This is a genomic window from Nitrosomonas sp. GH22 (genome assembly GCF_009833115.1).
GTDB classification, from domain to species: domain Bacteria; phylum Pseudomonadota; class Gammaproteobacteria; order Burkholderiales; family Nitrosomonadaceae; genus Nitrosomonas; species Nitrosomonas eutropha.
In genome coordinates this window covers 1-24,136 of record NZ_QRCA01000012.1, presented here as the reverse complement: position 1 = coordinate 24,136, position 24,136 = coordinate 1, and the positions used below count along the sequence as shown (strand labels likewise).

Below are 24,136 nucleotides of genomic sequence, written 5' to 3'. Positions count from 1 at the left end.
TCTCAATCAGTAGTTTCTTGAAGACTTGGAAACACGAGAATATTTTGAAAAAGGCCCGTAATAAACACCATAACGAAGCTGCCGTAAGTAGATCTTCGACATCTCCGGGTCGGCTTTTGCCATGCGCCGCAGCCCATAGATACAAAGCGTCCAAACGAATAACCCGATTGCAGTTGCCACCCAATTCATCGCAGTAATGACAAGAGTGCCTGCTATAAGCATAGAAAAGAGCATTAACTCGCGCTCTCCGCCCATAATCTGCTGAGGGCGATGTAGAGCACGATGAAATGCTGTTTTGCGCTTTTTATCTACAGATTGAGCCATTTTTATTTTTCTGAAATAGCTGAAGCTGGATTACCAAAGGCAGTTAAGTCTGCTGCCATGATATGCGCGTCAGCTGGAACAACAGCGCCAGAGAACAGCGTACCGGTCAGTAATGTGTTGGCAAATACGATGACGCAAACCACCAGGACAACATAAATAATTCTCCTTATAAATTCTGATACTTCTCCACCCCATATAAGGGTTGCTCCACAGGCAATAATGCCTAAAAGAGCAACCCCGAAAGCAACTGGGCCAGAAAAAGATCGAGAAATTTTCTGTATTGGGCCTTCCCACGGTAACCCAGCTCCACCTCCTGCTGTTGCATCAGCTGCATACGCTGAATCAATAACACCAAAGAAAAGAGCAAAAATCACCACAACCAACCAGAACGACGGGCTTTTAAAAAGATTATGGAGGTACAGAAATAGTGGAGATGTTGCTACTGTCGCTGAGTTCATGGAGATCCCTTACATTGGTTTAATTAAATAATTCTGGCCGTCATATCCGTTCACCCGGATAATTTCACGAACAATACGCCCAGCCGGATGCATACTGTCCTTGGCAACAAAAATAATGACATTAATTGCTGCCGCTATCAGGCGTTGTTTGGGCGATGTATTTGCTTCTGCTACCAGTTCCTCAATACGTAACAGTCCCTCGGTTGCGCTGTTTGCGTGTACCGTCGCAATCCCTCCAGGATGTCCTGTGTTCCAGGCTTTGAGTAAAGCCAGAGCTGCGCCATCGCGCACCTCCCCTATGAGAATACGGTTAGGGCGCAATCGCATGGTTGACTTGAGTAATCTGGTCATGTCCACATGATCCACCGTTCTCATAATCACTACATTTTCTGCTGTACATTGCAGCTCACCAGTATCCTCTATGATTACTATCCGATCCTGATTCGCTTCAACAGCCATGTAGTCAATAATGGCATTCGTGAGGGTTGTTTTCCCTGTGCCCGTTCCGCCGACCACAAGAATATTAAGATGATCTTTAACCGAATCTTTAATCACTTTGCTTTGATGCAAAGTCATTATTCCACTTGAAACGTAGTCCTCCAGGGTAAAGACCTGGATTGCCTTTTTCCTGATAGTAAATACTGGCGCTGAAACTACAGGAGGGATCAATGCCTCGAATCGAGATCCATCGAAAGGTAATTCGCATTCAAGAATCGGGTTACTGGCAGTAATCTGTGTTTTAAGCGTGGATGCAACCGTACCCATCAGGCTTTCGGCCTGGATCGCTGACATCTCTCCAACGACCTCCATTGGCCTTCCTAAACGCTCCACCCACAAACGGCCATCTGGATTAAGCATAATCTCAATCACGGTCTTATCTTCCAACAGAGCACATACAACCGATCCAAGCTCACGCCTTATCTTTTCTGAAATGCGACGATCGTATTCTATGTGTAATGCATTTGACCCGTTCATCTTGAATAATGAGTTATATTAAGTTACATATTGTGCAATATAGTGTACACTCAGTATTATATTAAATAACGTATGAAATGCAAGTGGAATATGCTATTTACTTATCGTCGGAGGTAATTGGTGTTAATAATTTCCAAAGTGGCACTTTAACGGCATTGGCTAATACTTCCATCTTGTCCACGCTAATTGAAACCTTTCCACACTCCACTTTACTGATATATCCACGCATGACTCCTGTAATTCTTGTGATATCACATTGTGTTAATTCAGCCGCCCTCCTCGCATGGCGAAAGTTTCGACCGAAAATGAAGCGTGCTTCAGGTGAAATTTCCTCTGTATCTCTTGATTTATTCATCAATCAATTTTATGTCATTTGGTTATTTTTTTAAAAAAATACTACTGTGGATGCAATGGATACAGTAGTTTCAGTGGACACTAAAATGGCTGTGAATGATACTAATGAACTGGTAGCACGTGTTATGGTTGCTCTAGAGAAAAATTCCATGAAAAGAAATGAAGAGAAAACAAAAAAAGACCTATCTGATCAGATAAGCAAGATACAACGTAACGCTTATCTGAGTAGTAAGGGTATCAAACCGAATACTAAAACTCAGCTTGATCTGGTCTTTCCCGACACAATAGGCGCCCAAAAGGATATGCGACATATCCCAAACGATTACGCACGTTCGTCAATCTTCACAGCTCGCAATAAGCGTGAACCTCGCAAAATGCTTATGCACGAAAAACTGTTTCATTACAACGAACACATATCTATTCTCTACACCGGTATTGAACTGCGTGCCGAGGACGATGAAATCGTTTGGCTGCAAATCCTCAAATATGGCGAAAGTGTGCCCCTAGGTGAACCATTTGAGTTCAGCATTAAAGATCTGGTTCGTGATATGGGCTGGCCAAAAAATGGGCGCAATTACGATCGCGCCCGCGAATGTATTTCACGATTGAAAGCTAACGAAGTATTAGCTCTTAATACAAAAGCTTACGGTAAAAGCGAAGCAATATCGCTAATTCAGAACTACACTGCAATTAACGATAACGAGTGCAAGCCGACACAATATCGTGTGTGGATTGATCCCAACTTAATCGTGCTATTTGCAGGCAACACCTTCACTAATCACGTATGGAAAGTGTACCGTGATCTTTCTCCCGTTGCCCGTCGCCTAGCAGACTACATTGGAAGTCACCAACACCCATATCCATTAAACGCCGAAAAATTTCGCCAAATGTGCGGATCAACGGATAAGAACGCGCGAAGCTGGCGTCAATCCGTAAAAAAAGCCTGTGCTGAAGTACAAGAAGCCAAAATTGCTACCCTTGTCACACTTGATAGCAACGATCAAATTTGTTGCGTCCGCGAGTAAGCCAACATCGTATTGAGTACAAAATAAATCAGGGGTGCGCAAAGGCGTTTGCGCATCTTCAGAGTTCAAAACCATGCTCTCGACCAGTCAAAGAGAGACTTATCCACAGGTCAATGGCAACCTGTGACGGATGACCTGCACCATGTGACGGATGACCTACGCCATTTTTACAAAGTGCAGGTCATCCGTCACAAAATGTACGGTATTTGCTACGGTTATAGGCTTGTTAATGAATTAGAAAACTTCTCAGTGCTAAGTTATCCACAATTTTGAATCACTCTGCCCGTTAAAGGTGCAAATGCGTGACGGATGACCTGCATCTAGTACCTGAAACTTACCTTTAGCGTGACGGATGACCTGCAAAAGCGTGACGGATGACATGCAAAAGCGTGACGGATGACCTGCAAGACATTTTTCTAAGTAATTGATATTAAATTAAAAAAACAGATATTTTTGCAGCACTAACCCTATCTTTAACCTTTTCTTTAACCAAAGAGCCCAAAAAAATACCTAAAAAAAACAAAAATAGCACCAAAAGAAAAACAAAAGCAGGAAAGCACATGAAGGGTTTAAACAGCTTTATTAAAAACCGATCAAACCTCATTCATAATCTTTGGTTACATTCCCACAAAATCACACCATCAACTACACTCTTCACGGTCTCATAATCATAGGCATTTAACAGTGAAATCAAACCATCGTTGATCAATCTTGTTGCTTCCTCTGTATCAGAAGATATTAGTAGATTGTAGGTATGACAGTTTTTATCTTTCCAGACTTGCGGATAGGTTTTAACTACATATTTTCGTTCTGCAAGAATTTCAGCAACAAAAGGAGATGGATCTTCACGACTCCAATCAACACGTCTCAGGGTATGGAGACTACCCAACAACGCCAATATAGGCGTCCCCTTTGTCTGGTTTTCAAGAACCATTGCCATCCACTCATCACGTGGACTGTTTGTTTTTAAATCAGCATCTATAGCAAGCAATTTCAGGCATTTACCACTTCTTTTCATTTCGGCCAGATCATGAATCATTACCCGATAGGCTGGATGATCAATCATTGGCGGGATAGCAACACTGGATATATCCGCTTTTCCTTCAAACACCTGGTCAAGAATCGTTTGCTGGCTGCTGGCTATTTCGAGAGCAACAACCAGACATTTTCTCTGTTGTAGATATTCATCTATCACGGTTTTGAAAAACTGGATAGATTCTGGCCGTTTGTGATTTTCACCGATGATCGTTATGGTGCCCTGCTCTATTTCACTCGTAATCAGACTTTGTACTTCGCTTGCTACTGCTATCTGCGGCAGAAGCACGGCAGATAACAACCACCCACAGAAAATCTTTTTAAGGATTGTAAAGTTCATCAAGATTCCTGAATTTTTCAAACTGAAATTAATTTTTGTTATTATATGTTATTACATTAGTTATAACTTTGGGGGTGATATGATTGAATTGAAAGTCAGAAAATTTGGTAATTCTCTTGGTGTTGTTTTGCCAAAAGAAGTGGTTAATCACTTACGTACCGGGGATGGGCAGCGCTTATTCTTAACCGAGGCATCTGATGGAAGGTATCTTATTACGCCATACGATCCTTCATTTGGTGAAAAAATGGCAAAGGTAGAAGATATATGTAACCGATACCGTAATACACTGCGTGCATTGGCGAAGTGACAGCACCTGTCTGGATAACTGAGCAGGATGCACTTGCCATCCATGAGCGCTTAATTTCTCTGCATGGTGGTGCATCGGGCATTCGCGACAGGAATCTTCTAAAATCAGCACTTGCAAGACCACTCAATTTTTTTGCCTACGATCAGCAACCTGATATTTTCCTCCTGGCCGCTGCTTACACAGGTGGGATTCTGCAAAATCATCCTTTTGTGGATGGGAACAAACGGACAGGATTTGTAATTGGCGTGTTATTTCTTGAACTCAATGGTTATCGGTTCACCGCCGGTGAGGAAGATTCGACACAAGCTGTATTTTCTCTTGCTAAAGGGCTTCTTGATGAATCCGGGTTCAGATTATTTATTGAAGATAATTCGATTGCACCGTAACTGAGATGAAAAACGACACCAGAAACAATAAATTAAACGAGGAACCTTATCACCGGGGTGGCTTTATATAAAAAAGAATCAGAGACCTGTTGCGAAACGATTTTCCTGTAACAGAGAAGATTGATTCAGGGCGACAGCTTGCGTGGTTAGTTTCGGTAACCCGTTCACAATCACCTGGCTTTTCAGGCTGACAGTGATAACACGCAGAAAGAGTTCAAGCGGGTATCTGGAGTTATCCATCGTTTCGATAGCCCAGTCATTGGCATCATTGGTTATTCCACTGGCCTTATCAGTTTGAACACACTGGCGCTCCATCACCCATTCAAGCGCTGGTTTGCCATTGACCTCATAGTCATAAGCTTCTTCCGGGATGTTTTCAATGACAATATTCGTGTTGTAGATAACTGTTGTTTTGTCATCAATGCTCTTACCTGTTTCAGGATCTCTCTTTTTACCGAACTTCATTTTTGTGACATAGAAATCTTTATCCTCTCCACCAAGAATCTTTTGTTCGGTTACTCTCAAATATTTCAAACTCCCAACAAGGCGAACACCTGTGTGCATGGGAATAGTTTCATAATTCAGATGTAAATCTGCCAAGTCACGCCCTGCCTGACTGAAAGCTTTAAAATCAGCAGCTGTTTTTACACGTGGAATACGTGGCAATTGTTTACTGAGATTATCAGCATGGCGCTCACGGTAATCTTCACTGTGAAGCAAACCATAAATATAGTAGAAGATAGCTTCCTTGCTGATCTTGATTTGCGGATAAGCCGCCTGGAAATGTTCTAAAGCATCATTGGTGATAGCATCACGCTGCTGGTATTGTGGTTCACCTTTTTCATTGAATGGAGAAGCATCTGATGTTGTTTTCTCGTATAGATAAAGCGGGAAGCACTGTCCTTTAGAAATCATTTCAAGGTCAGGAATAATATTTGTTATTAGCGAGGAAAATTCTTTTGTCGATCCTCTACCAGTAACAGAAATCACCAGATTTTCGCTGTCTTTGGTGGGGAAGATACGAGGTATTTGGTAAACGCTATTGTTGAAATACTTATCGAAAAATATCCAGCTTTTTGTGAAAGGTCGATATAAAGCCTGTCGCAGACCTTCTGAACTATAAGTACGAAAATTGTGTCGTGCCAGATCCTGTTTCAATTCAAGCGTCCAGCTTATGGTTTTGGTACTAAAATCCAGGAAGTTATCAACATTCAGCCAGTTTTCTTTTACGACCGATTGGCAAAGATTTTTGTATGCTTCTACTGATTTATTGTAGTAAGCAACCATTCCTTCCGTAGTATTGCTAAGATCACCAAGAGATGCGTTATATACCCATGCATCTCGATTTGTCTTTACGCCGTTTGAGTAATTCTCAAAAATCACTTGCGCTGTTTTATCCTTTTTGTTACCCAAGCTGATGTAAGTATCAAAATTTGGATCGCGCTGATTCAACCAATCACCAAACTGATCGGGCTCAATTTCCTGCCAACCTTTCTGCTTGGTAATACCTTCGATGCTCCCAAAGTCAACAATAGTTTTCAGCTTCTGTTCACGCGTCAGATAGTCACCAATATCATAGAAATAGATACGGCCTTGCTTCTTAGATTCGGAGTTCTTGACCAGAATAGAGATGGCAATCGGTGTACGAGTACCTTGTCCAAATACATTATCCTTTTCTTTACGCCGACGTTCTCCAGAAGTTCTTGCATTACCACGCAAGTGAAAAATATATAAATTACTGAATTCCTCAGCCAAACACTGGCGCAATCCATCTGCTGCATTGGCTTCAATAAAACCGGCATTGGTGACAAAGCCAATAACACCGCAATTGCCAATGCGATTAGAAGACCAGCGAATGGCACGAATATAACTGTCATAAAGTGCATTTTTTAACGTTGCTGCCGAGCGCACGATATAAGTACTGCGAATGTGATCATCGAGCTTAGGATAAGCTACATTGGCATTATTATCGTTGGCAGCTTTTTGTCCTGCTGAATACGGTGGATTACCAACAATCACGCGGATATTCAGCTTTTGCTGATGTTTACGACGATGACTGTTTTTCTCCAATAGTTTATCGAGCCGATCTTCCTTTTCTGCCATCTGGAAGGTATCAGTCAGACAGATTCCTTTAAACGATTGATATTCAATAGCAGGTTTTGCAACGGATGCGTCATCGTCTTGTTCGCCGTGGATATTGCCAGTCAAAATACCGTGATAAGTGGCTTCAATATTGATCGCAGCAATGTAATAGGCCAGCAGTACAATTTCATTGGCATGAATCTCGTGCTGATATTTGTAAGGTAGTTTTTCTTCAGGAATGATGCCGCTTTGCAGCAAACGGGTAATAAATGTTCCTGTTCCCGTAAATGGATCCAGAATGTGAACATTCTCATCCGCCATGCTGGAGTTAAACTCGGTTTTGAGAACATGTTCTACTGAATGCAAAATGAAATCCACCACTTCCACCGGTGTGTAGACGATTCCTAATCGTTCAGTCATTCTTGGAAAGGCGTTGCGGAAGAATTTATCGTATAACTCTACGACAATGCGCTGCTTGCCTTCAGCACTGTTGATGTCGTTGGCGCGCATCTTGACGGATGCGTAGAAATCTTCCAGCGTGTTTCGTTCTTTATCCAGGTGATGTTCCTGTAGCTGATCCAATACCTGTTGCATTGCCTGCGACATGGGGTTGTGCTCAGCAAAGCGGTATTGTTCAAATAGCGCATCAAACACCGGTTTTGTGATCAGGTGCTGTGCCAGCATCTCGATGATTTCATCATCAGAAATACTGTTATTAAGATCATCGCGCAGTTCTTTGGCAAAAGACTGAAAGGCTGCAATTTCTGCGGTGTTAGCTTCATCTTCCAAAATAGCTTTGATGCGATCTATATGCGTATTGGCAATTTTGGCGATGTCATTGGCCCAATCTTCCCAATGATGGCGGTTACCGCATTTCTTAACGATCTTGGCGCAGAGTGCGCGTTCAATTTCACCTATCTCAATGCCGATGACTTCTTGAGTCGGTATTGTCGTGCCAGGAGAACCAATTGCCGAACCATTACGAGCCTTCCCGGCAGCACGTTGTTTAGGAGTCTGCTTTCTAGCTTTTGGCTTAACACTGTCAGCAATGGCGATCACCTCCATCTTGGAGGGCATGCTGCCGTTGAATTCCAGCTTGTTGATCATGGCATCAAAGCGATCATCATGCGCTCTGAGTGCATTGAGCACGTGCCACACTACGCGATAAGTTTCGTTGTTATCTAGCGCCTCTTTGGGTTCTACGCCAGCAGGAATGACAACTGGCAAAATTACATACCCTTGTTGCTTGCCAGGAGACAAACGCATCACACGGCCAACTGATTGCACCACGTCTACTTGTGAAGAACGAGGAGTCAGAAACAACACTGCATCCAGCGCAGGGACATCGACACCTTCAGACAAACAGCGCACGTTGGAAAGAATGCGACAAGTGTTCTCTTCTGTGTCTGCTTTCAGCCATTCCAGACGACTGCCTTTTTCACTGGCATTCATGCTGCCATCTACGTGTTCAGCTTCGCATTTCATGGATAACGCGGGATCCAGCTCAGCATCGGGATCTTGTGCCGGTAAGACTCTCTTTTCTGCTTCCTGGTATTGGCTCACTACTGCGCCAAACATTTCTGAAATTAACTTTGAACTGACCTTGTGTCTGTTGCCTTTGTACTCGGGTTCGATAACCTGACAGAAAGCCACTGCTCGCTTCATCGGTTCAGCAAGTTGTTCGTTCCCTGTAAACAATCCTTGCTTGGATAGCGCTTTCCAGCAGCCAACAATTTTGGCTGCATCATCTACTTTTAATGAGTTACCCTGGTCGCTTAGCATGTCCTGCAAGCGCCGATTGATATGACTTTCTTCAATAGCCAGCACGATGACTTTGTAATCTACCAGCAGCTTGCGCGAAACAGCTTCAGAAAAAGTGATGGTGTAGAGTTCTTTACCGTACAGTGCTTCATCATCCATCGAACATAGCGTGACATTCTCTACTTTCCGTGCATCTTCTCCATAAATACGCGGAGTGGCTGTCATGTACAGCCGTTTATTCCCCTGAATGTAACGGTTGTCATGGATTCTGACGAAGGAAGATTCTTCTTCTCCGTCAAATGTAGCGCCGGTGGTGCGATGGGCTTCATCACAGATAATCAGATCAAAGGCAGGCAGGGGGTGCCCTTCTGCTTGTTGCGCTTCGTGAATGACACCAATGGAGTGATAGGTGGAAAACACCACCGTCATGGCATCATCTGAATGCAACTTGGCAATTTGTTTGCGCAAAGATTCAGCGTCAGTGGTGGCCGGATATTGCAGCTCGCTGATACCGGTGACGATTCGGTCATCTGTGCCTGTCTTACCAACATCACTATCGGAGCAGACTGCAAAGCTTTTCAGCGGAATGGCCGATTCCTGGGTCCATTCGGTCAACGCTTGGGAGAGCAGCGCAAGGCTGGGCACAAGAAACAAGACTCGTTTTCCCGCTCCAGCCATTTTTTCGGCAATCTTGAGAGAGGTAAAGGTTTTACCGGTGCCACAAGCCATGATCATCTTGCCGCGATCGGCTTCTTTGAAACCCTCAACCACCCGTTTCAGAGCTATTTCTTGATGATCTCGAAGCTGTTTCTTAGATTTGACTACCAGATACCCGGATTTTTCATGGTATCGCGACCAGTCGATAGCACTGTTTTCTAGATTCTGCCGATTAATTACAAATACCGGAGGATTTTGGAATTCCAGTGAATCTTGTGCATTGCTCGACCAATTATCAGTAGTGGTTACGATGACGCGACCACTGAAACAAGTTTTACCAGACGCAGTAAAGAAACTGTCGATATCTGATTTCTTGATGCAATAGTCCGGCGCATAGTTCTTGCACTGGATCGCATGAAAGCGACCGTCTTTGGTGATCGCCACCAGATCAATGCCAGTATCAGTTCTTCTTTCGATACTTGCTTGTGCACCGTAGCGTGTAACCCAATCCGCGTAGAACAATACTTCGATATACAGAGACTTATAGAATGCCTCCGTCTGGAAATATTGAATCATCAGTTTTTCAAAGCTGGTGCCCTGGTCGCGTACTGTCGGAGTTACCTCACGAATGTGAGCCAACACCGCTTGTAATGGAGTGGTCATATCCCTGCCTTATTAAATGGAGACTGATGGAGATGGCGTGAAACGTGGGCCGTTTACATGCTAAAGTCCGATAAATACAGGGATATAATGAAATAAATAGGGGACGTTCCTGAGGCCGAGGAAAACGGTATAACTGGCCTATTTCTGAGATGGAGAGCTGCTGGACGAGTTGATATTCTGTTTAGTAAGTAGTGGATTCAGCACCTATACCCGGTACTGAATTCAAGGAAAGATGTACACCAGAAAGTTATGGCTGGGTGATTAACTTGTCGGCTGGATATTGACGTAAATGCGTCATGGCGTCATGGTTTAATGGAGTCAACCAATCTCTATAGGAAGCTTTTGGCAGAATCACTATCATTCTTTTTTCAGTACCTGGTTTGTGAAACTGGTTCATTAAAGGGTGATCATCAGCGTTAATAGTCAGCATGGTAAAGGAATATAGTCTCTCTTTTCCCCAGGTAGACCATAGCCCTGCTATTCCCATCGGTTCTCCATCCTTTCTGGTGATGCGAGTAGGAATGGATTTTCCTCTACGCCAATTCGGTTCATAAATTGCTTCAGCAGGAATAATGCAACGTTGTTTATTGCGCCACGCATCCATGAAGCTGGGTTTCTCGGCAACTGTCTCTGAGCGGGCGTTAAATGTTCTACGACCGAATGTTGTATCTTTAGCCCAGTGTGGAATTAAACCGAATTGGCCAGTTAATGCCTGAAAATCAGGAACAGATTTGTCTCCTGATTCGGATTCACCCGGATGTATGATGAAGGTACTGGTGTACGTTGGCCATACGTCAAAGCGAATATCTAACGGAAGCTGTGTGCCAAAGTAGTGCAACAGTCTTTTAGGATCTCGTACAGATTCATAGTGACTGCACATGGTCGACCTTTCAGTAAAAAGAATTAGAATAAAGAACAGTTTAATTCGCCAGAAAACGAACTTGCCTATGTTGGTACTGAAATATAGCCAACCTGTTCCTGTACAGGTCGGTGAACCTGTTTATATTCCGCTTTATTCTGGAGTGCGTGCTGGCTTCCCAAGTCCGGCAGATGATTTTTTGCTCAAACGCATTGATCTGTCTAATGAGCTGATCAAGCATCCGGAAGCAACGTTCTTGATGCGAATAAAAGGCCACTCCATGACAATGGCTGGAATTGATGACGGTGACATTGTGGTGGTAGATAAAGCTGTAAAACCTGAGCATGGCAAGATCGTGATCGCCTGTGTGGATGGAGAATTTACCTGCAAACGCCTATATCTCCTGGATGGAGAAACCAGGTTGCAACCAGCTAATCCGGACTATAAAGATATTGTTTTCAAGGACGGGCAAATACTGGAAGTCTGGGGAGTGGTCACTTCCTGCATTAAACAATTCTGAAACATCATGTTTGCGCTGATCGACGGCAATAACTTTTACTGCTCGTGTGAACGAATTTTTCAGCCTCGTCTGCAAAAAGCCCCCTTGGTTGTACTGTCTAATAACGATGGATGCGCTATTGCCCGCAGTGAAGAAGCCAAGGCGCTGGGTATCAAAATGGGGCAACCGTGGTTTCAGATCAAGCATCTGGAACAATCAGCAGGGCTGGTTTCTCTTTCACCCAATTTCCCACTTTACGGAGACATGAGCCTGCGCATGATGCGCCTGGCTTCCGAACTGGGCGACAAACAGGAAATTTATTCGATTGACGAGTGTTTTATTGGATTACAGGGGATCTCCAATGTGACATACAGGGCACGTGAGATTCGCGCCAAAATTTTGCAGTGGACTGGAATACCAACCTGTATTGGTATCGGCCACACCAAAACATTGGCTAAACTCGCCAATCATATTGCCAAGGACGCAGACAGAAAGCCAGGCAGCTACCCTACCCGGCTGGCACAAGTTTGCAATCTGGCTGAATTAAACGAACGTCAACGCCAGTTCCTATTTGAGATGACAGACGTGGGGGAAGTATGGGGAATCGGCGGGCAAATCAGCCAACAACTCAAACAAGCCAAAATCAATACCGTAAAAGATTTCATGCAATGCAACCCGGCAACGATCAGAAAGCGGTTCAGCGTTACGCTGGAGCGTACCTGGCGTGAACTGCATGGCCAAGGCTGTATTGCTCTGGAAGAAATACCATCCCCAAAAAAAGAAATTGCCCATACCCGCACATTTGGCCAGCCAGTGCACAATCTTGCTTCCTTGATAGAAGCCGTTACGGAGTTCACTTCACGGGCAGCCGAGAAGCTGCGCAAGCAACAAAGCAAGACTTCAACCATTCTGGTATTTATTCATACCAGCAAACACCGCTCAGGACCGCAATATGCCCGATCAATCACCGTGCCGTTGGTTCGTCCAGTATCCGATACCAAAAGTTTGCTAAATGCTGCTTTACATGGCCTCAAGAAGATCTATAAACCAGGATTCGATCTCACCAAAGCGGGCATTATTTTAATGGATCTGGTCAACGCTCAAACCAGACAGGCAGAGCTGGATTTTGGTGAGACAGTACTTGATAGCGACGAGCGGTTAATGCACGCTATTGATGAGATCAATGACCGCTTCGGCAGAGGAACAATCATTTATGGCAGTGCTGGAGTGGGCAGCGAAAAAAAGGTATGGACGATGAACCAGCAGCGACGTACCCCTTCTTATACAACGACTCTTGGAGAAATTCCAACCGCCTTAACCTGAACAAATATTTAAGAAGCAATTGTTTGTATTACAGGTGTATTGATACTGTGCAACCATGCAACCATGCAACCATGCAACCATGCAACCATGCAACCATGCAACCATGCAACCATGCAACCATGCAACCATGCAACCATGCAACCATGTTAATTGAGTGCTACAACAACTAGAGCTACGACAGCAACAACTGTTGATACGACAGCCATGATAGTAGCCAAAGTTGCCTTCTTCTCTGCCTTTTGTGCATAGTAGTTGCTGCTGGCTATATTATTGCCTAGTGATTGCTGTTTGAGATTTTTGCTCGCTTCTAATATTGATTCTTCGACAGACTGACGAACTTGATTGGAAACATAATCAGAAGCTTCTGTAATAATTTTTTCGGCGATTCTTTTTGATTCTTCTTGCTGGTGAAGGAGGGCTATTGTTAAGTCCCGACTTGCATCACTATATCGTTCTGTTACCAAGTCAAGGTAGCGGCTCAGCACGATCTCATTAATGGTAATGGTGACCAAAATGGGATCATCCTTATCAAGGAGAACGTTGTGTTTGATGGCGATCTGCTTTCTGATTTCCTCAAAATCAATCATAGCGGAGATTTCGCTTTAGAGGACAATTGCCAGTTGATCAAAGATTGTTTTTCTAACTTTTGCCAGTCGTGATTTTGCCATTAGTCCAAATTCTGGCGATTGTGCTACTTCATCAAACGTTAGTTTTCTATCCATCATTTGTTTAACATCTTCTCCAAACGTGCTGCTTGTCTGGCGAGGAATTCTTATGATCCCTTTCACCCGTTGTTTATTACTTTGATAGACGTTCATTTCCTCGAAAGTTTTTCCATCAGCAACAATATCCCCGAAAAACTCATTTAACCAAACAACTAGATCGACAGTTCCGGGTATTTGATCAACCAGAGATGCAAAGCCAACCAGCGTGTCTTTCATTGCCTGTCCGCCAGTTATAACGGTGTGAATGGTTACGTTTTTCCCATGTTCTACTATCACGTTGATAGCATCATTTTCTGCGATGTAGTAGGACAGAGGTATAAATGATGCAGCGCCGTTATCGACTACAAAATTAGTATCCTCAGCTATCACTTGCTCAACCAGTTTGTCAAAATTTCTTTCAATCAAACTGCCTCCTTCTATCAGTTCCAGTCGTTTGGCGTTAAATGCCTTGTATCCGGCTAATGTTGCATTTACTGGATCAGTATCTATAGCGAGAACAGGTTGATTTTTGTTTCGGAGGTGCTGCACTAATAGAGCAGATATAAATGATTTTCCCACACCCCCCTTTCCCTGCAAGGTGAGATGCACTTGTTTCGTCTCTTTTGTCTTGTCAGATGAGGTCGTCCCTTGAGTTTGCGGCGTTTGGATCATGGTAGAAGGGGATTCCTTTTTTTCTGGGATTTCCGTTTTCGGTTGTTGTTTTGTTTTGCTGTTCATTAGAGCGTTCCTTAATTCTTAAATATTTACCTACATAACGATTGAACTGTGCGTAGCTAATTTCGAGTATTTCTATGTGATCTTCATATATCGTGCGTTGCGTATATCCTGCGTCGAGCAGTTCTCTAAATTTATTTAGGTTGGCGAGGAAAGCGACACGACCTTCACCTTTTCTCCTTTTTGATGCCATTTTTTCTCCTTTTTGGTGCCCCAAAAGATTCTAATCTATAGCCCTCCTTTGTTAAGCAACTATCAGCAAATGATAGATGCTTTTTGATATTAAATAAGATTATTTGCAATCTTAAGATATTGTATGAGATTTAATGCAATTCACAAATAAAAATCTATTTCGCATTAATTTATTGCATATAATACCAAATAATAAGCAGGCAAGATGTGTAATGTAGTCCTACATGCTACGCATTTTGGCTAACATTACCTTCACTTATTCGCCTTTGGCTCAACGTTAATCTTGCTCTGCGAGGCCGACAGTCGCTGCCGCGCCAGAAACAGAACTGAGGAGGCTATGAAAGCAGCAGAGGAAAACGATAGAAATCTAAAAAAACCCCACGGTGGTCGTCCACGGGGGGTTCACATCAAAGTATGGGTAACACCAGAAGAAAAAGCGGCGATTGGTGAAGCTGCATCTAATTCAGGGATGAAAGAATCGGCCTATCTTCGCGCCTTGGGTCTTAATACTCCTGTCAGATCTGTGCTTGATCTGGAAGCGGTGACAGATCTGGTAAAAGTGAATGGCGATCTTGGACGGGTAGCCGGATTGTTAAAGCTATGGTTAGCGGAAAAACGCGGTCAAGGAGCCTTGCCGATGACTGTGGAAAACATGATGGATGATTTCAGGGAGCTGCAAAAGATCATGCGCGACCTGATGCACAAGGCATTGCATGATCGCAAAACGGATTGAATCCAGGCAAAGGACGGCATCCAATGTTGCCCGTTTGACAAGATATATCGTTAATGCCAAGGGAGGAATTGATCCGAGAAACTGGGAGCGCACAGCGGATTATGTACTTGATCTTCATGCCGATCCTAACGAGAAAGGAGAAAAGGTTAGTGGTGTACGTGTAACCAATTGTCATACGGATGATCCGGCAGATGCCACCTGCCTGATCCTGGCAACACAAGCGCGTAATACAAGATCAGGCAAGGAAAAAACCTATCATTTGGTTTTTTCTTTTCCGCCAGGTGAGCATCCATCACTTAACGTGCTGCACGAGATAGAGGATGCACTTTGCGAATCAATTGGCTATGCCGATCATCAGCGTGTTTCTGCCGTGCATATCGACACTGATCATTTGCATGTCCATGTTGCGATCAACAAGGTTCATCCTATCGGTTTGCAAAATATAGAACCCTACTATGACCAGAAAAGATTGATGCAGGCGTGCGAACAATTAGAGATCAAATATGGACTGGAGCGTACAAATCACGGAATTAAAGGCAAAGAAGTAGGAAGAGGATCAGGAGTAACCAGCAGGATTAAGAGCATCGAGGATCAAAGCGGGATAGAGACGCTAGCTACATACATTACAAAAAACGCTGGCAGGAAACTATCTGAAGCCAAAGACTGGCAAAGCGTACACGCAGCTTTGTTCGAGTATGGGTTACTGATGAAGCCACGTGGAACGGGGCTGATTATTGGGGATGTCAGGAGTAATTTATGGGTTAGAGCCAGTCAGTGCCAGCGTGATTTTTCAATGAAAAATATGACTGACAGGTTTGGGCCATACGAAGTACCAAAAGGACAATGGAAACAGAAACCGGGGTATGTATCGCGACCAGTGCATCATCATCCCTCCAGTGCCAATCTTTTTTCTCAGTACCAACGGGAGAAACAGCTTTGTTTATTAACCAGAAAGAAAGAACTGGAGAAAATAAGAACGGATAGCGCTGCGTATTTGTTGCAGTTACGTCATTGGAAAAACCATCAACAGGTAATGTTAAAACTGGGTAATAAAGGAGTGATCCGGAAAATGATGGGAGCGGATATCAGGAGACAGGCTGTTTTGGCCAGAAAGAATCACCAGGCATCCAATCAACGCAAACGCAAGCAAGTCTTATCAAATGCGGTTATGCCGAGCTGGTCTGACTGGCTGATGCAAAAGGCGATGGCCGGGGATAGGGATGCACTGGAAGTATTACGAAGTAGAGAAAATAGAGAGAGGCGATTCCGGGGAGATTTACTGAGAGCGGCGGGCGATTTTAATCTGACAAAATCGATTTTACTCAAGGCATTCAATCCTGCTGTCCGAAAGGATGGCACAGTCTCTTACCGTACTGCTGATGGAGGCACGGTCATGGATAGAAAGGATCATATCCAGACTGGAAAGGTATCGACAGTCACTACATTGTTTGCGCTTACTTTGGCTGTAGAAAAATTCGGAGGGCGCGCTTTAATAGTGGAAGGTACAAAAGATTTCTGTGAAAAGGTATCGGAGCTTGCAGCTATTCATCGGCTGAATATTACTTTTGTTGATCCAGTTATGGAACAGCATCGGCAGCAGAGAGTTACAGCATTTGAACGAGTGGCAACGATCAACAAGATACCAGTTAATCAGGTGGCAGTTTTGAACAAACCTGATTACCCAAAGGTGCCCGAAGACAAAGATGGGGTTCTAACTGGAAACCAGGATCAGGTCTCAGGAGCAGTCATTGAGTGGATACAAAAAAGGAATGTGTTGAAAGACAGGCAGCATTCTTTGGAGTATCACCGGCTGTGGATGGTTACTGATGCGGGCAAAGCAATTTATCAGGGACGCCGAAAAATGATGGATGGTAGTGAGGTGCTTTTATTGAAAAAAGGGAATGACATGCTGGTCAAGCCCTGCAGCTCAAGAGTGGTGGCAAAAGCAAGCAGATGGAAGATAGGAAGATCTGTTTTTATCGACAGGCAGGGAAGATTTATTGGTAAATCAAAAGAGATTGAGATTTGAACAATCAAAATACTTCAATTATGCGCGCGCGAGGGTATGGGGTAATTTGGCTCGCCATTTACCTGGTAGCGATAAATAGCCTGTGTACGCAGTTTGTGGCCTATCGGCTGGGTTATCACCTGGCACTTGGCACACCTGTTTATGCAAATATTTATAACCCCTTTGATTGGTGGAAATGGCTGTTCACGTTCTATCAAGGCGCTCCCGATACTTATAACTACGCATTTATCATTTTTTCTGTCGGTGTACTGATTGGTATGGTTGCATTTGTCATCGTTGTGGGTGTCAAGTCACGCAGCTCACGCAAGCACACCGATGTTCATGGGACAGCGCACTTTGCCAGCATCGAGGAAATTCAGGAAACAGGCTTAATATCCAAACCAGGTAAACGTGGACAGGGTGTTTACTGTGGTGCATTTGATGATCCCAATGGGGAAAAGACCTATTACCTTAGGCATGACGGACCAGAACATATTTGTGCCATTGCACCGACCCGATCGGGTAAAGGCGTTGGGCTGGTTATCCCGACCTTATTAAGCTGGCCGCATAGCGTTTTCGTACTGGATAGAAAGGGAGAGAATTATGCAATCACAGCAGGGTGGAGGCGGGAAGAAGCGGGGAATGTAATTTTGCGTTTTGACCCGGCCCAACCCGGAGAAAGTTGCGGTTGGAATCCATTAAACGAAATCAGGTACAAAACCCGTTTTCAGGTAAGTGATACTCAAAATATCGCTTATATGGTTGTAGATAGCGATGGAAAAGGGATTGAAGGTAACCATTTTCGTTCTGCTGCTTACGAATTACTGACTGGTTTAATTCTCCATTCCCTGTACAAGAGTGATGGTGTCGGCAGATTTCCTAGTTTGTCTGATTGTGCCTTGATGCTAACCGGCGTGGGTGATTTTGCAGCACCCGATACGCAAGATAATCTTGCCGAAGATGCGGATGGCGACCCAAAGGCTTTAAACAGTTTGTTTGCCGAAATGAGGGATGTCGATTTTCCGGTAAAAGATCAGATTGATAGAGAGGCGAAACTGGTAATAGCCGGCGTGGGGCGAAGAATGCTGGATACACCCGCGCGAGAACTCGGAAGTATTATTTCAACTGCCAACACAGCGTTATCTTTATATCGTGATCCAATCGTTGGTGAAAATACATCGCGCAGCGATTTCAGTATATCCGATCTGATGGATCACGACCGGCCCGTATCATTGTATTTCATAACTACGCCGCGCAATGCGGATCGTATGCGGCCATTGGCCAGGCTGCTTTTAACACTGATTGTCAGTAGCCTGGCTGACCGCATGGAATTTGATAACGGGCGTTCTAAAACATCACACAAGCACCGGTTGCTATTAATGCTAGATGAATTTCCAACACTGGGTCGATTGGAGATATTTGAAAGCGCTCTTGCTTTCATTGCCGGTTATGGAATGAAAGCCTACATCATTACGCAAGACGTGCAACAACTCTATAAAGCGTATACCAATTTTGAAAGTATCATTTCCAATTGTCATGTGCGTGTTGCTTATGCACCAAATAAAGTGGAAACAGCGGAATGGATGAGCAAAATGGCTGGACAGGCAACCGTCATTAAGGAACAAGTCAATGAATCCGGGAAGCGCTTCGGGATGGTACTTGAGCAGGTTTCCCGCAGTTTCCAGGAGGTTCAAAGACCGTTAATGACAACGGATGAAATCATGCAGTTACCTGGCCCCAAGAAGGATAGTAAGGATAACATTGTCGAGCCTGGGGAAATGCTGGTATTTGTAGCGGGCTACCCTGTAATTCGTGGACGCCAGATTCTGTACTTCCGTGATCCTGTTTTCAGAAAACGTTCAGAAATTGAGCCGCCTAAATACACAGATACGGTAAAGAATTCTCAACGTATTACTGGTAACTTTCCGCCAAAGAAAGAAGGTTTCAGGCTGTCGATATGATCCGGCCAAAGCTAATTGGTATTGCTGCGCTTACCTTTACGTCGTGTCTCTTCTCTGTAACGGCAGTTTTTCACTCCTTGGGTTTTCGGTTAAATACCACTGCTTCTGCACCGGTTGGTTTGTGGAGAGTGCAAGAGGCTGTAACCTATCAGAAGGGCGATTTTGTAGAAGTATGTCCACCGGACTTATCAATCATCAGGGTTATGGTGGATAAGGGTTATCTCGCTACAGGCAATTGTCCAACGAATGTTATTACCTTACTTAAGCCCATTGCAGTTGGTAAGGGTGACATTGTGACAATTCGGAAAGGGTTGCCAGTTTCAATAAATGGCAGGTTCTTACCTAATACCCGGTCTATGCCAACGATTCAGGCATGGCCTGATGGTACTTATCTCACCAAAGAGAATGAAATCTGGCTGTTCTCTACTTACAGTTCAGGCAGTTTTGATAGCAGATACTTTGGCCCGGTTGATGTATCCAATATTCGAGGGAAAGCTGTTCCAATATTGGTAATAGGCGATCCAGCCGAGATGCTTTTAACTCGTGAGCAAGCATGACACCATCGTGTTATGATTTCATGGCGTCATTAAGTCATTAAGTCATTAAGTCATTAAGTCATTAAGTCATGATTGGAATTGATTTGATATTGTCGTGCGCGCCAGCTTTTGCACCGGAAACCATTGAACAGATTATTAGAGTGGAAAGCAGTGGTAATCCTTTAGCAATCCACGTCAATAAAGGTAAGCTGGATCGAGAGCCGATCAACGTAGAAGAAGCAGTGAACTTAGCTGAATCGTATATTCAAAAAGGTTATTCAGTTGATCTTGGGTTGATGCAGGTGAATAGTAAAAATGTTGTACGGCTTGGGTACAGCATCAAGGATATGTTTGAACCCTGTAAAAACATTGCAGCGGGTGCTCGCGTTTTGTCCGAGTTTTACGCGAGAGCAAAGCCAAAACATGACAATGAGCAAGCAGCCTTGTGGGCTGCTTTGTCTGCCTACAACACAGGCAATTTCATCAACGGGTTTAGCAATGGCTACGTTGCCAAATATGGCATTAGTGTCCCCGTCGAGCTGGAACGAGTGCCAGCGATTAACCCTTACACGGCGGATACTGCCGTGATCCTTAAACCTCGAAAGGAGATAGCAATGAATGACAGCAAAGAAACGGTGATACCGGTTATCAGCCAGTCGGCAGACGATGCGGAAATCCCTGGTGTGCAGGTTGAATACACCGCCGATGCAGCAGAGGAAAACGGTGCTTTTGAAGAAACGGCATTAACGGAACAAGAAGCGTGGGCAGCTAACGCAGACCTTGTGGTTGACCCTGAAAGCACCGGAATTGTTGTTGCCGGGCAGAGCGTCAATCGCGGAGGAAACTAATCATGAAAAAAGAGTATGCGGAGGAAGTCGCCGCAAAAATTATTGAGCAGTTAGAGCAGGGCACGGCACCTTGGCAAAAACCTTGGAAGCCTGGCGAACTGACACTACCCTATAACGCCCAAACCGGCAAAGAGTATCGCGGCATAAATAGCATGTGGCTGGCAATACAGGGCCACAGTGACCCGCGTTGGATGACCTACAACCAAGCCTCAGACGCGGGCGCACAGGTGCGCAAAGGCTCTAAGGGCACCAAAATCACGTATTGGAAATTCAGAGAGGAAAGACAGGCCAAGGATGAACAAGGCCACCCAATCCGTGATGAAGAAGGCAAGCCAAAAATAATGACGGTTGAGCTTGAAAGACCGCGACTATTTCACGCTGTTGTTTTCAACGCTGAACAGATTGACGGCCTTCCACCATTGCAGCCCAAACAGGCTGAGCCAGAACCAGAGCGCCACGCTCGCGCCGAAGCTGTGCTTTTAAATTCTGGTGCCAACATTCAGCACATAGAGGGCGACCGTGCTTTTTACCGGACAAGTACAGACAGCATCACATTGCCAGCGCGTCACCAGTTCCCAACGGCTGATGCCTACTATGCAACCGCATTGCATGAGCTGGGGCACTGGACGGGGCACTCAAGCCGCCTTGATCGTGACCTATCCCATCCATTCGGATCGGAAGGGTACGCCAAGGAAGAATTGCGCGCCGAAATTGCCTCATTGATGCTTGGGGAACGCATGGACATTGGCCATGACCCCGGCCAGCACGTTGCTTATGTTGGATCGTGGATTAAGGCGCTTAAAGAAGACCCCAAAGAGATTTTTCGAGCTGCGTCCGATGCGGAAAAAATCACCGGATTTGTCATGACCTTTGAGCAGGAGCAAGAGCAGATGAAGGAGCAAGAGCAGGGCAGGGGCGATGCACAGCAACAGGAAGACACCGTGCTGGCGTTCATCACCGATGGCGACGGCATCAATCGTACGTTGCAGTTTGAGTCCACCAGCGAGGGCAGTTACATCACCTTGAAGCTGCCCGACGATCCAAACGAGTTGCGCGATCAGGCCAATCGTGGCGAGCTGCGCGCCATCCAGCAGTCAAGCAACATCGACATGGTGCCGGTCGCTGACATAGAAATCGGCTTGCGCTTCCGCGACCTGTTGCGCGACACCGCGCAGCGCGACGATGACATCGGAGCGGATGCCAAGGATGCGCTGGACTACTACGCCAATGCCTATGCCATGAACAAAACCCGTGAGGAAATGAAGAGAAACGGCGCGACCGCAGAAGACATGATCGCCGAGGAAAACAAGCATTGGTTGAAAATCGGTTTCGACATTCGCACCGGCACCGGCACCGGCACCGGCGGTGAACGGGTCTTGCTGGGTGACGCCACGCCGACCGAAACCGCCCTGATGCTGCGCTCCCTGTCGAACGGTGACCGGCCGGAAGTCATGCCCGAGCCGAAGGCCGACGACCCTGAAGTGAAGTTGCGAGCGATTTGGGACAAAGAAGGCGTACCGAAGGAAACGCAGGACGCCTTGATTGCAGAAATCGAAGCGAAAGCAAAGCCGGGCGCGAGAGTGGGGCCGTTCGTGATTCCTGGCGGTGATGCCGATGCAGCACCGGCCTCGTCTGTTCGTCACCATCCGCCGGAAAATCCCATGCCCGACCGCACTTACCTGGCTGTTCCTTACGCCGAGAAAGAGCAAGCCAAAGCGTCCGCGCAGGCGGCTGGCTTCAAGCTGCAATGGGACAAGGAAAACAAGGCATGGTTTGCGCCGGCCGGAGCCGACTTGTCGAAAATGGAGCAATGGAAGACCGACAGCGCACGGGTGCAGATACCGACGACCAAGAGCGCCGAAGACCAATTCGCAGATGCGTTGAAGGGCGCTGGCCTGATCGTGGACGGGCTGCCCGTCATGGATGGAAAGATTCATCGGGTGCCGGTGGCGGGCGACCAAGCCGGCGAATTGAGCGGCGCGTATGCCGGCCACATGGAAGGCCGTATGCCGGGCGGTTACATCCAAAACTATAAGACAGGTGAGCGCGTCAACTGGAAGGCTGAAGGCAACATTGAGAAGGCATCACCAGAAGAACGGGTAAAACTGGCAACAGAAGCAGCTCAGCGGCAGCAGCGTAGAACAAGCGAAGCGCAGGCCAAATACGAAGTCACAGCCAAAGCCGCCGCCACCTTGTGGTCAGAGTCACCGGCAGCAACGGCCCAAAACCCGTACTGCATGGCCAAGGGTATTGATAACCCCGGCGCAATGGGTTTGCGTGTTGTGCCAGATGCAGTTTCATCGCAGGCAGCAGCCTTGGGCATCAAGATTGCCAAGACTGCAAAAGAAGCCAAAGAATTGCGCGAGGCAGACCCCGACGCAAGGGTTTTTAAATCAGGTGATTTGTTGGTGCCCGGCCATGACGAAAAGGGCAAGTTATGGACGTTACAATCAGTCAATCCATACTTCAAGTCGTTCATGAAAGGTGGTCGAAAACATGGCCTGTTTACCGTTGCCGGAGCCAACCCGGGTGACAAAACAGTAGCCGAGCTTTTAGCCAGTAAAGATACGCCGATCGTGTTGGCAGAAGGGTATGCCACAGCTGATACCGTGGCCAAGCTATCAAGTCAGCCAGTCATTGTGGCGTTTGATAGTGGCAACCTAAATGCAGTGGCCGAAACCATGCGGCAGCTGTTCTCGGAACGAATCATGATCATTGCAGCAGACAACGACCACAGGGCACCAAAAGAGTTGGGGCCAGATAGCAAACCTCGCGTCAATGTGGGTTTAGAAAAAGCCAAAGAAACAGCCAAAAAGTACGGTGCTGGCGTTGCTGCCCCTCAGTTTAAGGAAGATGAAAAGGGCAGCGACTGGAATGACATAAAAGAAAATCGTGGGTTTGAAGCATCCAAAAAAATGCTTACAGAGCAGCTGGCTTTAGCAAAACGAGAGGCAGCCATTATGTCGGAGCGATTGGTAGGATTGGCCAGAACCCGAGAAATGGAAGCACGCAATAATCCGACAACATCATTGGATGATGCAGTCATAGCAGCAGAACGTGGAAAAGCAGTTTCTACGATCATTTCTTCTTTGGATAAGAAGAAAAACAGTAAAGAAGAAATGCAACAATCCAGTCATCCCCAGCGCGTGAAATCCATAATTCGAGATATTGATGCAGGTTTTTAATGATGTTTTATAGCCAACCATAACTCTGGTAGAGCAGATTTTTTTGTGTTTTGTAATGACAAGCGCTGATATTCTCAGTAATATAATTGAAACCATGAAACCATGAAACCATGAAACCATGAAACCATGAAACCATGAAACCATGAAACCATGAAACCATGAAACCATGAAACCATGAAACCATGA

The 24,136-nt window shown here is 45.4% G+C and carries 21 protein-coding genes; 11 read left to right on the top strand and 10 right to left on the bottom strand.

The annotated features are described in order from the left end of the window. Window positions 1-6: 6 nt before the first annotated feature. The 4 genes from ABF86_RS05300 to ABF86_RS05285 all read right to left on the bottom strand — a co-directional run bounded on the left by ABF86_RS05300 (window position 7) and on the right by ABF86_RS05285 (window position 2,112). Window positions 7-324 carry a conjugal transfer protein TrbD gene (locus tag ABF86_RS05300; RefSeq protein WP_011630637.1) on the bottom strand — a complete coding sequence of 106 codons (318 nt, stop codon included), beginning with the start codon at window positions 322-324 and terminating at the stop codon, window positions 7-9. Window positions 325-326: 2 nt separating this feature from the next. Next, on the bottom strand, window positions 327-782 hold the full coding sequence (locus ABF86_RS05295; RefSeq protein WP_011630638.1) for a TrbC/VirB2 family protein: 456 nt from the start codon (window positions 780-782) through the stop codon (window positions 327-329). Window positions 783-791: 9 nt separating this feature from the next. Next, complete coding sequence (gene trbB / locus ABF86_RS05290; RefSeq protein ID WP_011630639.1) at window positions 792-1,757, bottom strand: P-type conjugative transfer ATPase TrbB; 966 nt, start codon at window positions 1,755-1,757, stop codon at window positions 792-794. 97 nt (window positions 1,758-1,854) lie between these two features. Continuing rightward, on the bottom strand, window positions 1,855-2,112 hold the full coding sequence (locus ABF86_RS05285; RefSeq protein WP_011630640.1) for a helix-turn-helix transcriptional regulator: 258 nt from the start codon (window positions 2,110-2,112) through the stop codon (window positions 1,855-1,857). Window positions 2,113-2,167: 55 nt separating this feature from the next. Between ABF86_RS05285 and trfA the strand changes: the two genes are divergently transcribed. Next, complete coding sequence (gene trfA, locus ABF86_RS05280) at window positions 2,168-3,136, top strand: plasmid replication initiator TrfA (RefSeq protein WP_011630641.1); 969 nt, start codon at window positions 2,168-2,170, stop codon at window positions 3,134-3,136. 604 nt (window positions 3,137-3,740) lie between these two features. Here trfA and ABF86_RS05275 read toward each other — a convergent pair. After that, the gene (locus ABF86_RS05275) at window positions 3,741-4,532 is read right to left on the bottom strand and encodes a hypothetical protein (RefSeq protein WP_143000377.1); all 792 of its coding nucleotides are present in this window, start codon (window positions 4,530-4,532) and stop codon (window positions 3,741-3,743) included. Window positions 4,533-4,590: 58 nt separating this feature from the next. Here ABF86_RS05275 and ABF86_RS05270 point away from each other — a divergent pair, with 58 nt between their 5' ends. Both ABF86_RS05270 and ABF86_RS05265 read left to right on the top strand, forming a co-directional pair. Beyond that, on the top strand, window positions 4,591-4,818 hold the full coding sequence (locus tag ABF86_RS05270; RefSeq protein ID WP_011630643.1) for a transcriptional regulator: 228 nt from the start codon (window positions 4,591-4,593) through the stop codon (window positions 4,816-4,818). Next, window positions 4,815-5,204: a type II toxin-antitoxin system death-on-curing family toxin gene (locus tag ABF86_RS05265; protein WP_074455844.1), complete on the top strand. Its 390-nt coding sequence runs from the start codon at window positions 4,815-4,817 to the stop codon at window positions 5,202-5,204. The genes ABF86_RS05270 and ABF86_RS05265 overlap by 4 nt, the downstream gene beginning before the upstream one ends. Window positions 5,205-5,282: 78 nt before the next feature. Here ABF86_RS05265 and ABF86_RS05260 read toward each other — a convergent pair whose 3' ends face one another. Beyond that, on the bottom strand, window positions 5,283-10,367 hold the full coding sequence (locus ABF86_RS05260) for a type ISP restriction/modification enzyme (protein ID WP_074455843.1): 5,085 nt from the start codon (window positions 10,365-10,367) through the stop codon (window positions 5,283-5,285). Window positions 10,368-10,614: 247 nt separating this feature from the next. Continuing rightward, window positions 10,615-11,247, bottom strand: coding sequence for an SOS response-associated peptidase (locus tag ABF86_RS05255; RefSeq protein WP_074455842.1), 633 nt, complete (start codon window positions 11,245-11,247; stop codon window positions 10,615-10,617). A gap of 67 nt (window positions 11,248-11,314) precedes the next feature. On the opposite strand from ABF86_RS05255, the gene umuD reads away from it, so the two are divergent. Next, entirely contained in the window at window positions 11,315-11,746 is a 432-nt protein-coding gene (umuD, locus tag ABF86_RS05250) for a translesion error-prone DNA polymerase V autoproteolytic subunit (protein ID WP_074455841.1), read from the top strand. A 6-nt stretch (window positions 11,747-11,752) separates the two neighbouring features. After that, a complete protein-coding gene (locus tag ABF86_RS05245) occupies window positions 11,753-13,048 on the top strand; it encodes a Y-family DNA polymerase (protein WP_074455840.1) in 1,296 nt (431 codons plus the stop codon). A 146-nt stretch (window positions 13,049-13,194) separates the two neighbouring features. On the opposite strand, the gene ABF86_RS05240 is transcribed toward ABF86_RS05245, so the two are convergent. From ABF86_RS05240 to ABF86_RS05230, 3 genes are read right to left on the bottom strand one after another with little or no spacing between them, the layout of a single operon-like run. Continuing rightward, complete coding sequence (locus ABF86_RS05240; protein ID WP_011630650.1) at window positions 13,195-13,635, bottom strand: hypothetical protein; 441 nt, start codon at window positions 13,633-13,635, stop codon at window positions 13,195-13,197. A 15-nt stretch (window positions 13,636-13,650) separates the two neighbouring features. Next, window positions 13,651-14,490, bottom strand: a complete 840-nt coding sequence (locus ABF86_RS05235) for a conjugal transfer protein TraL (RefSeq protein ID WP_218117878.1) — start codon at window positions 14,488-14,490, stop codon at window positions 13,651-13,653. Next, complete coding sequence (locus ABF86_RS05230; RefSeq protein ID WP_074455839.1) at window positions 14,384-14,680, bottom strand: TraK family protein; 297 nt, start codon at window positions 14,678-14,680, stop codon at window positions 14,384-14,386. Before ABF86_RS05230 ends, ABF86_RS05235 begins: the two co-directional genes overlap by 107 nt. Before the next feature lie 336 nt (window positions 14,681-15,016). On the opposite strand from ABF86_RS05230, the gene ABF86_RS05225 reads away from it, so the two are divergent. From ABF86_RS05225 to ABF86_RS05200, 6 genes are all read left to right on the top strand, one after another. Further along, window positions 15,017-15,412, top strand: coding sequence for a conjugal transfer protein TraJ (locus ABF86_RS05225; protein ID WP_011630652.1), 396 nt, complete (start codon window positions 15,017-15,019; stop codon window positions 15,410-15,412). Continuing rightward, window positions 15,393-17,441: a TraI/MobA(P) family conjugative relaxase gene (gene traI, locus ABF86_RS05220; RefSeq protein ID WP_011630653.1), complete on the top strand. Its 2,049-nt coding sequence runs from the start codon at window positions 15,393-15,395 to the stop codon at window positions 17,439-17,441. The genes ABF86_RS05225 and traI overlap by 20 nt, the downstream gene beginning before the upstream one ends. Continuing rightward, the gene (locus ABF86_RS05215; protein WP_041353903.1) at window positions 17,438-19,381 is read left to right on the top strand and encodes a type IV secretory system conjugative DNA transfer family protein; all 1,944 of its coding nucleotides are present in this window, start codon (window positions 17,438-17,440) and stop codon (window positions 19,379-19,381) included. Before traI ends, ABF86_RS05215 begins: the two co-directional genes overlap by 4 nt. Then, complete coding sequence (locus ABF86_RS05210; RefSeq protein ID WP_011630655.1) at window positions 19,378-19,938, top strand: S26 family signal peptidase; 561 nt, start codon at window positions 19,378-19,380, stop codon at window positions 19,936-19,938. Before ABF86_RS05215 ends, ABF86_RS05210 begins: the two co-directional genes overlap by 4 nt. A gap of 68 nt (window positions 19,939-20,006) precedes the next feature. Further along, on the top strand, window positions 20,007-20,765 hold the full coding sequence (locus ABF86_RS05205) for a lytic transglycosylase domain-containing protein (RefSeq protein ID WP_011630656.1): 759 nt from the start codon (window positions 20,007-20,009) through the stop codon (window positions 20,763-20,765). 2 nt (window positions 20,766-20,767) lie between these two features. Beyond that, window positions 20,768-23,950 carry a zincin-like metallopeptidase domain-containing protein gene (locus tag ABF86_RS05200; protein WP_011630657.1) on the top strand — a complete coding sequence of 1,061 codons (3,183 nt, stop codon included), beginning with the start codon at window positions 20,768-20,770 and terminating at the stop codon, window positions 23,948-23,950. Window positions 23,951-24,136 lie beyond the last annotated feature (186 nt).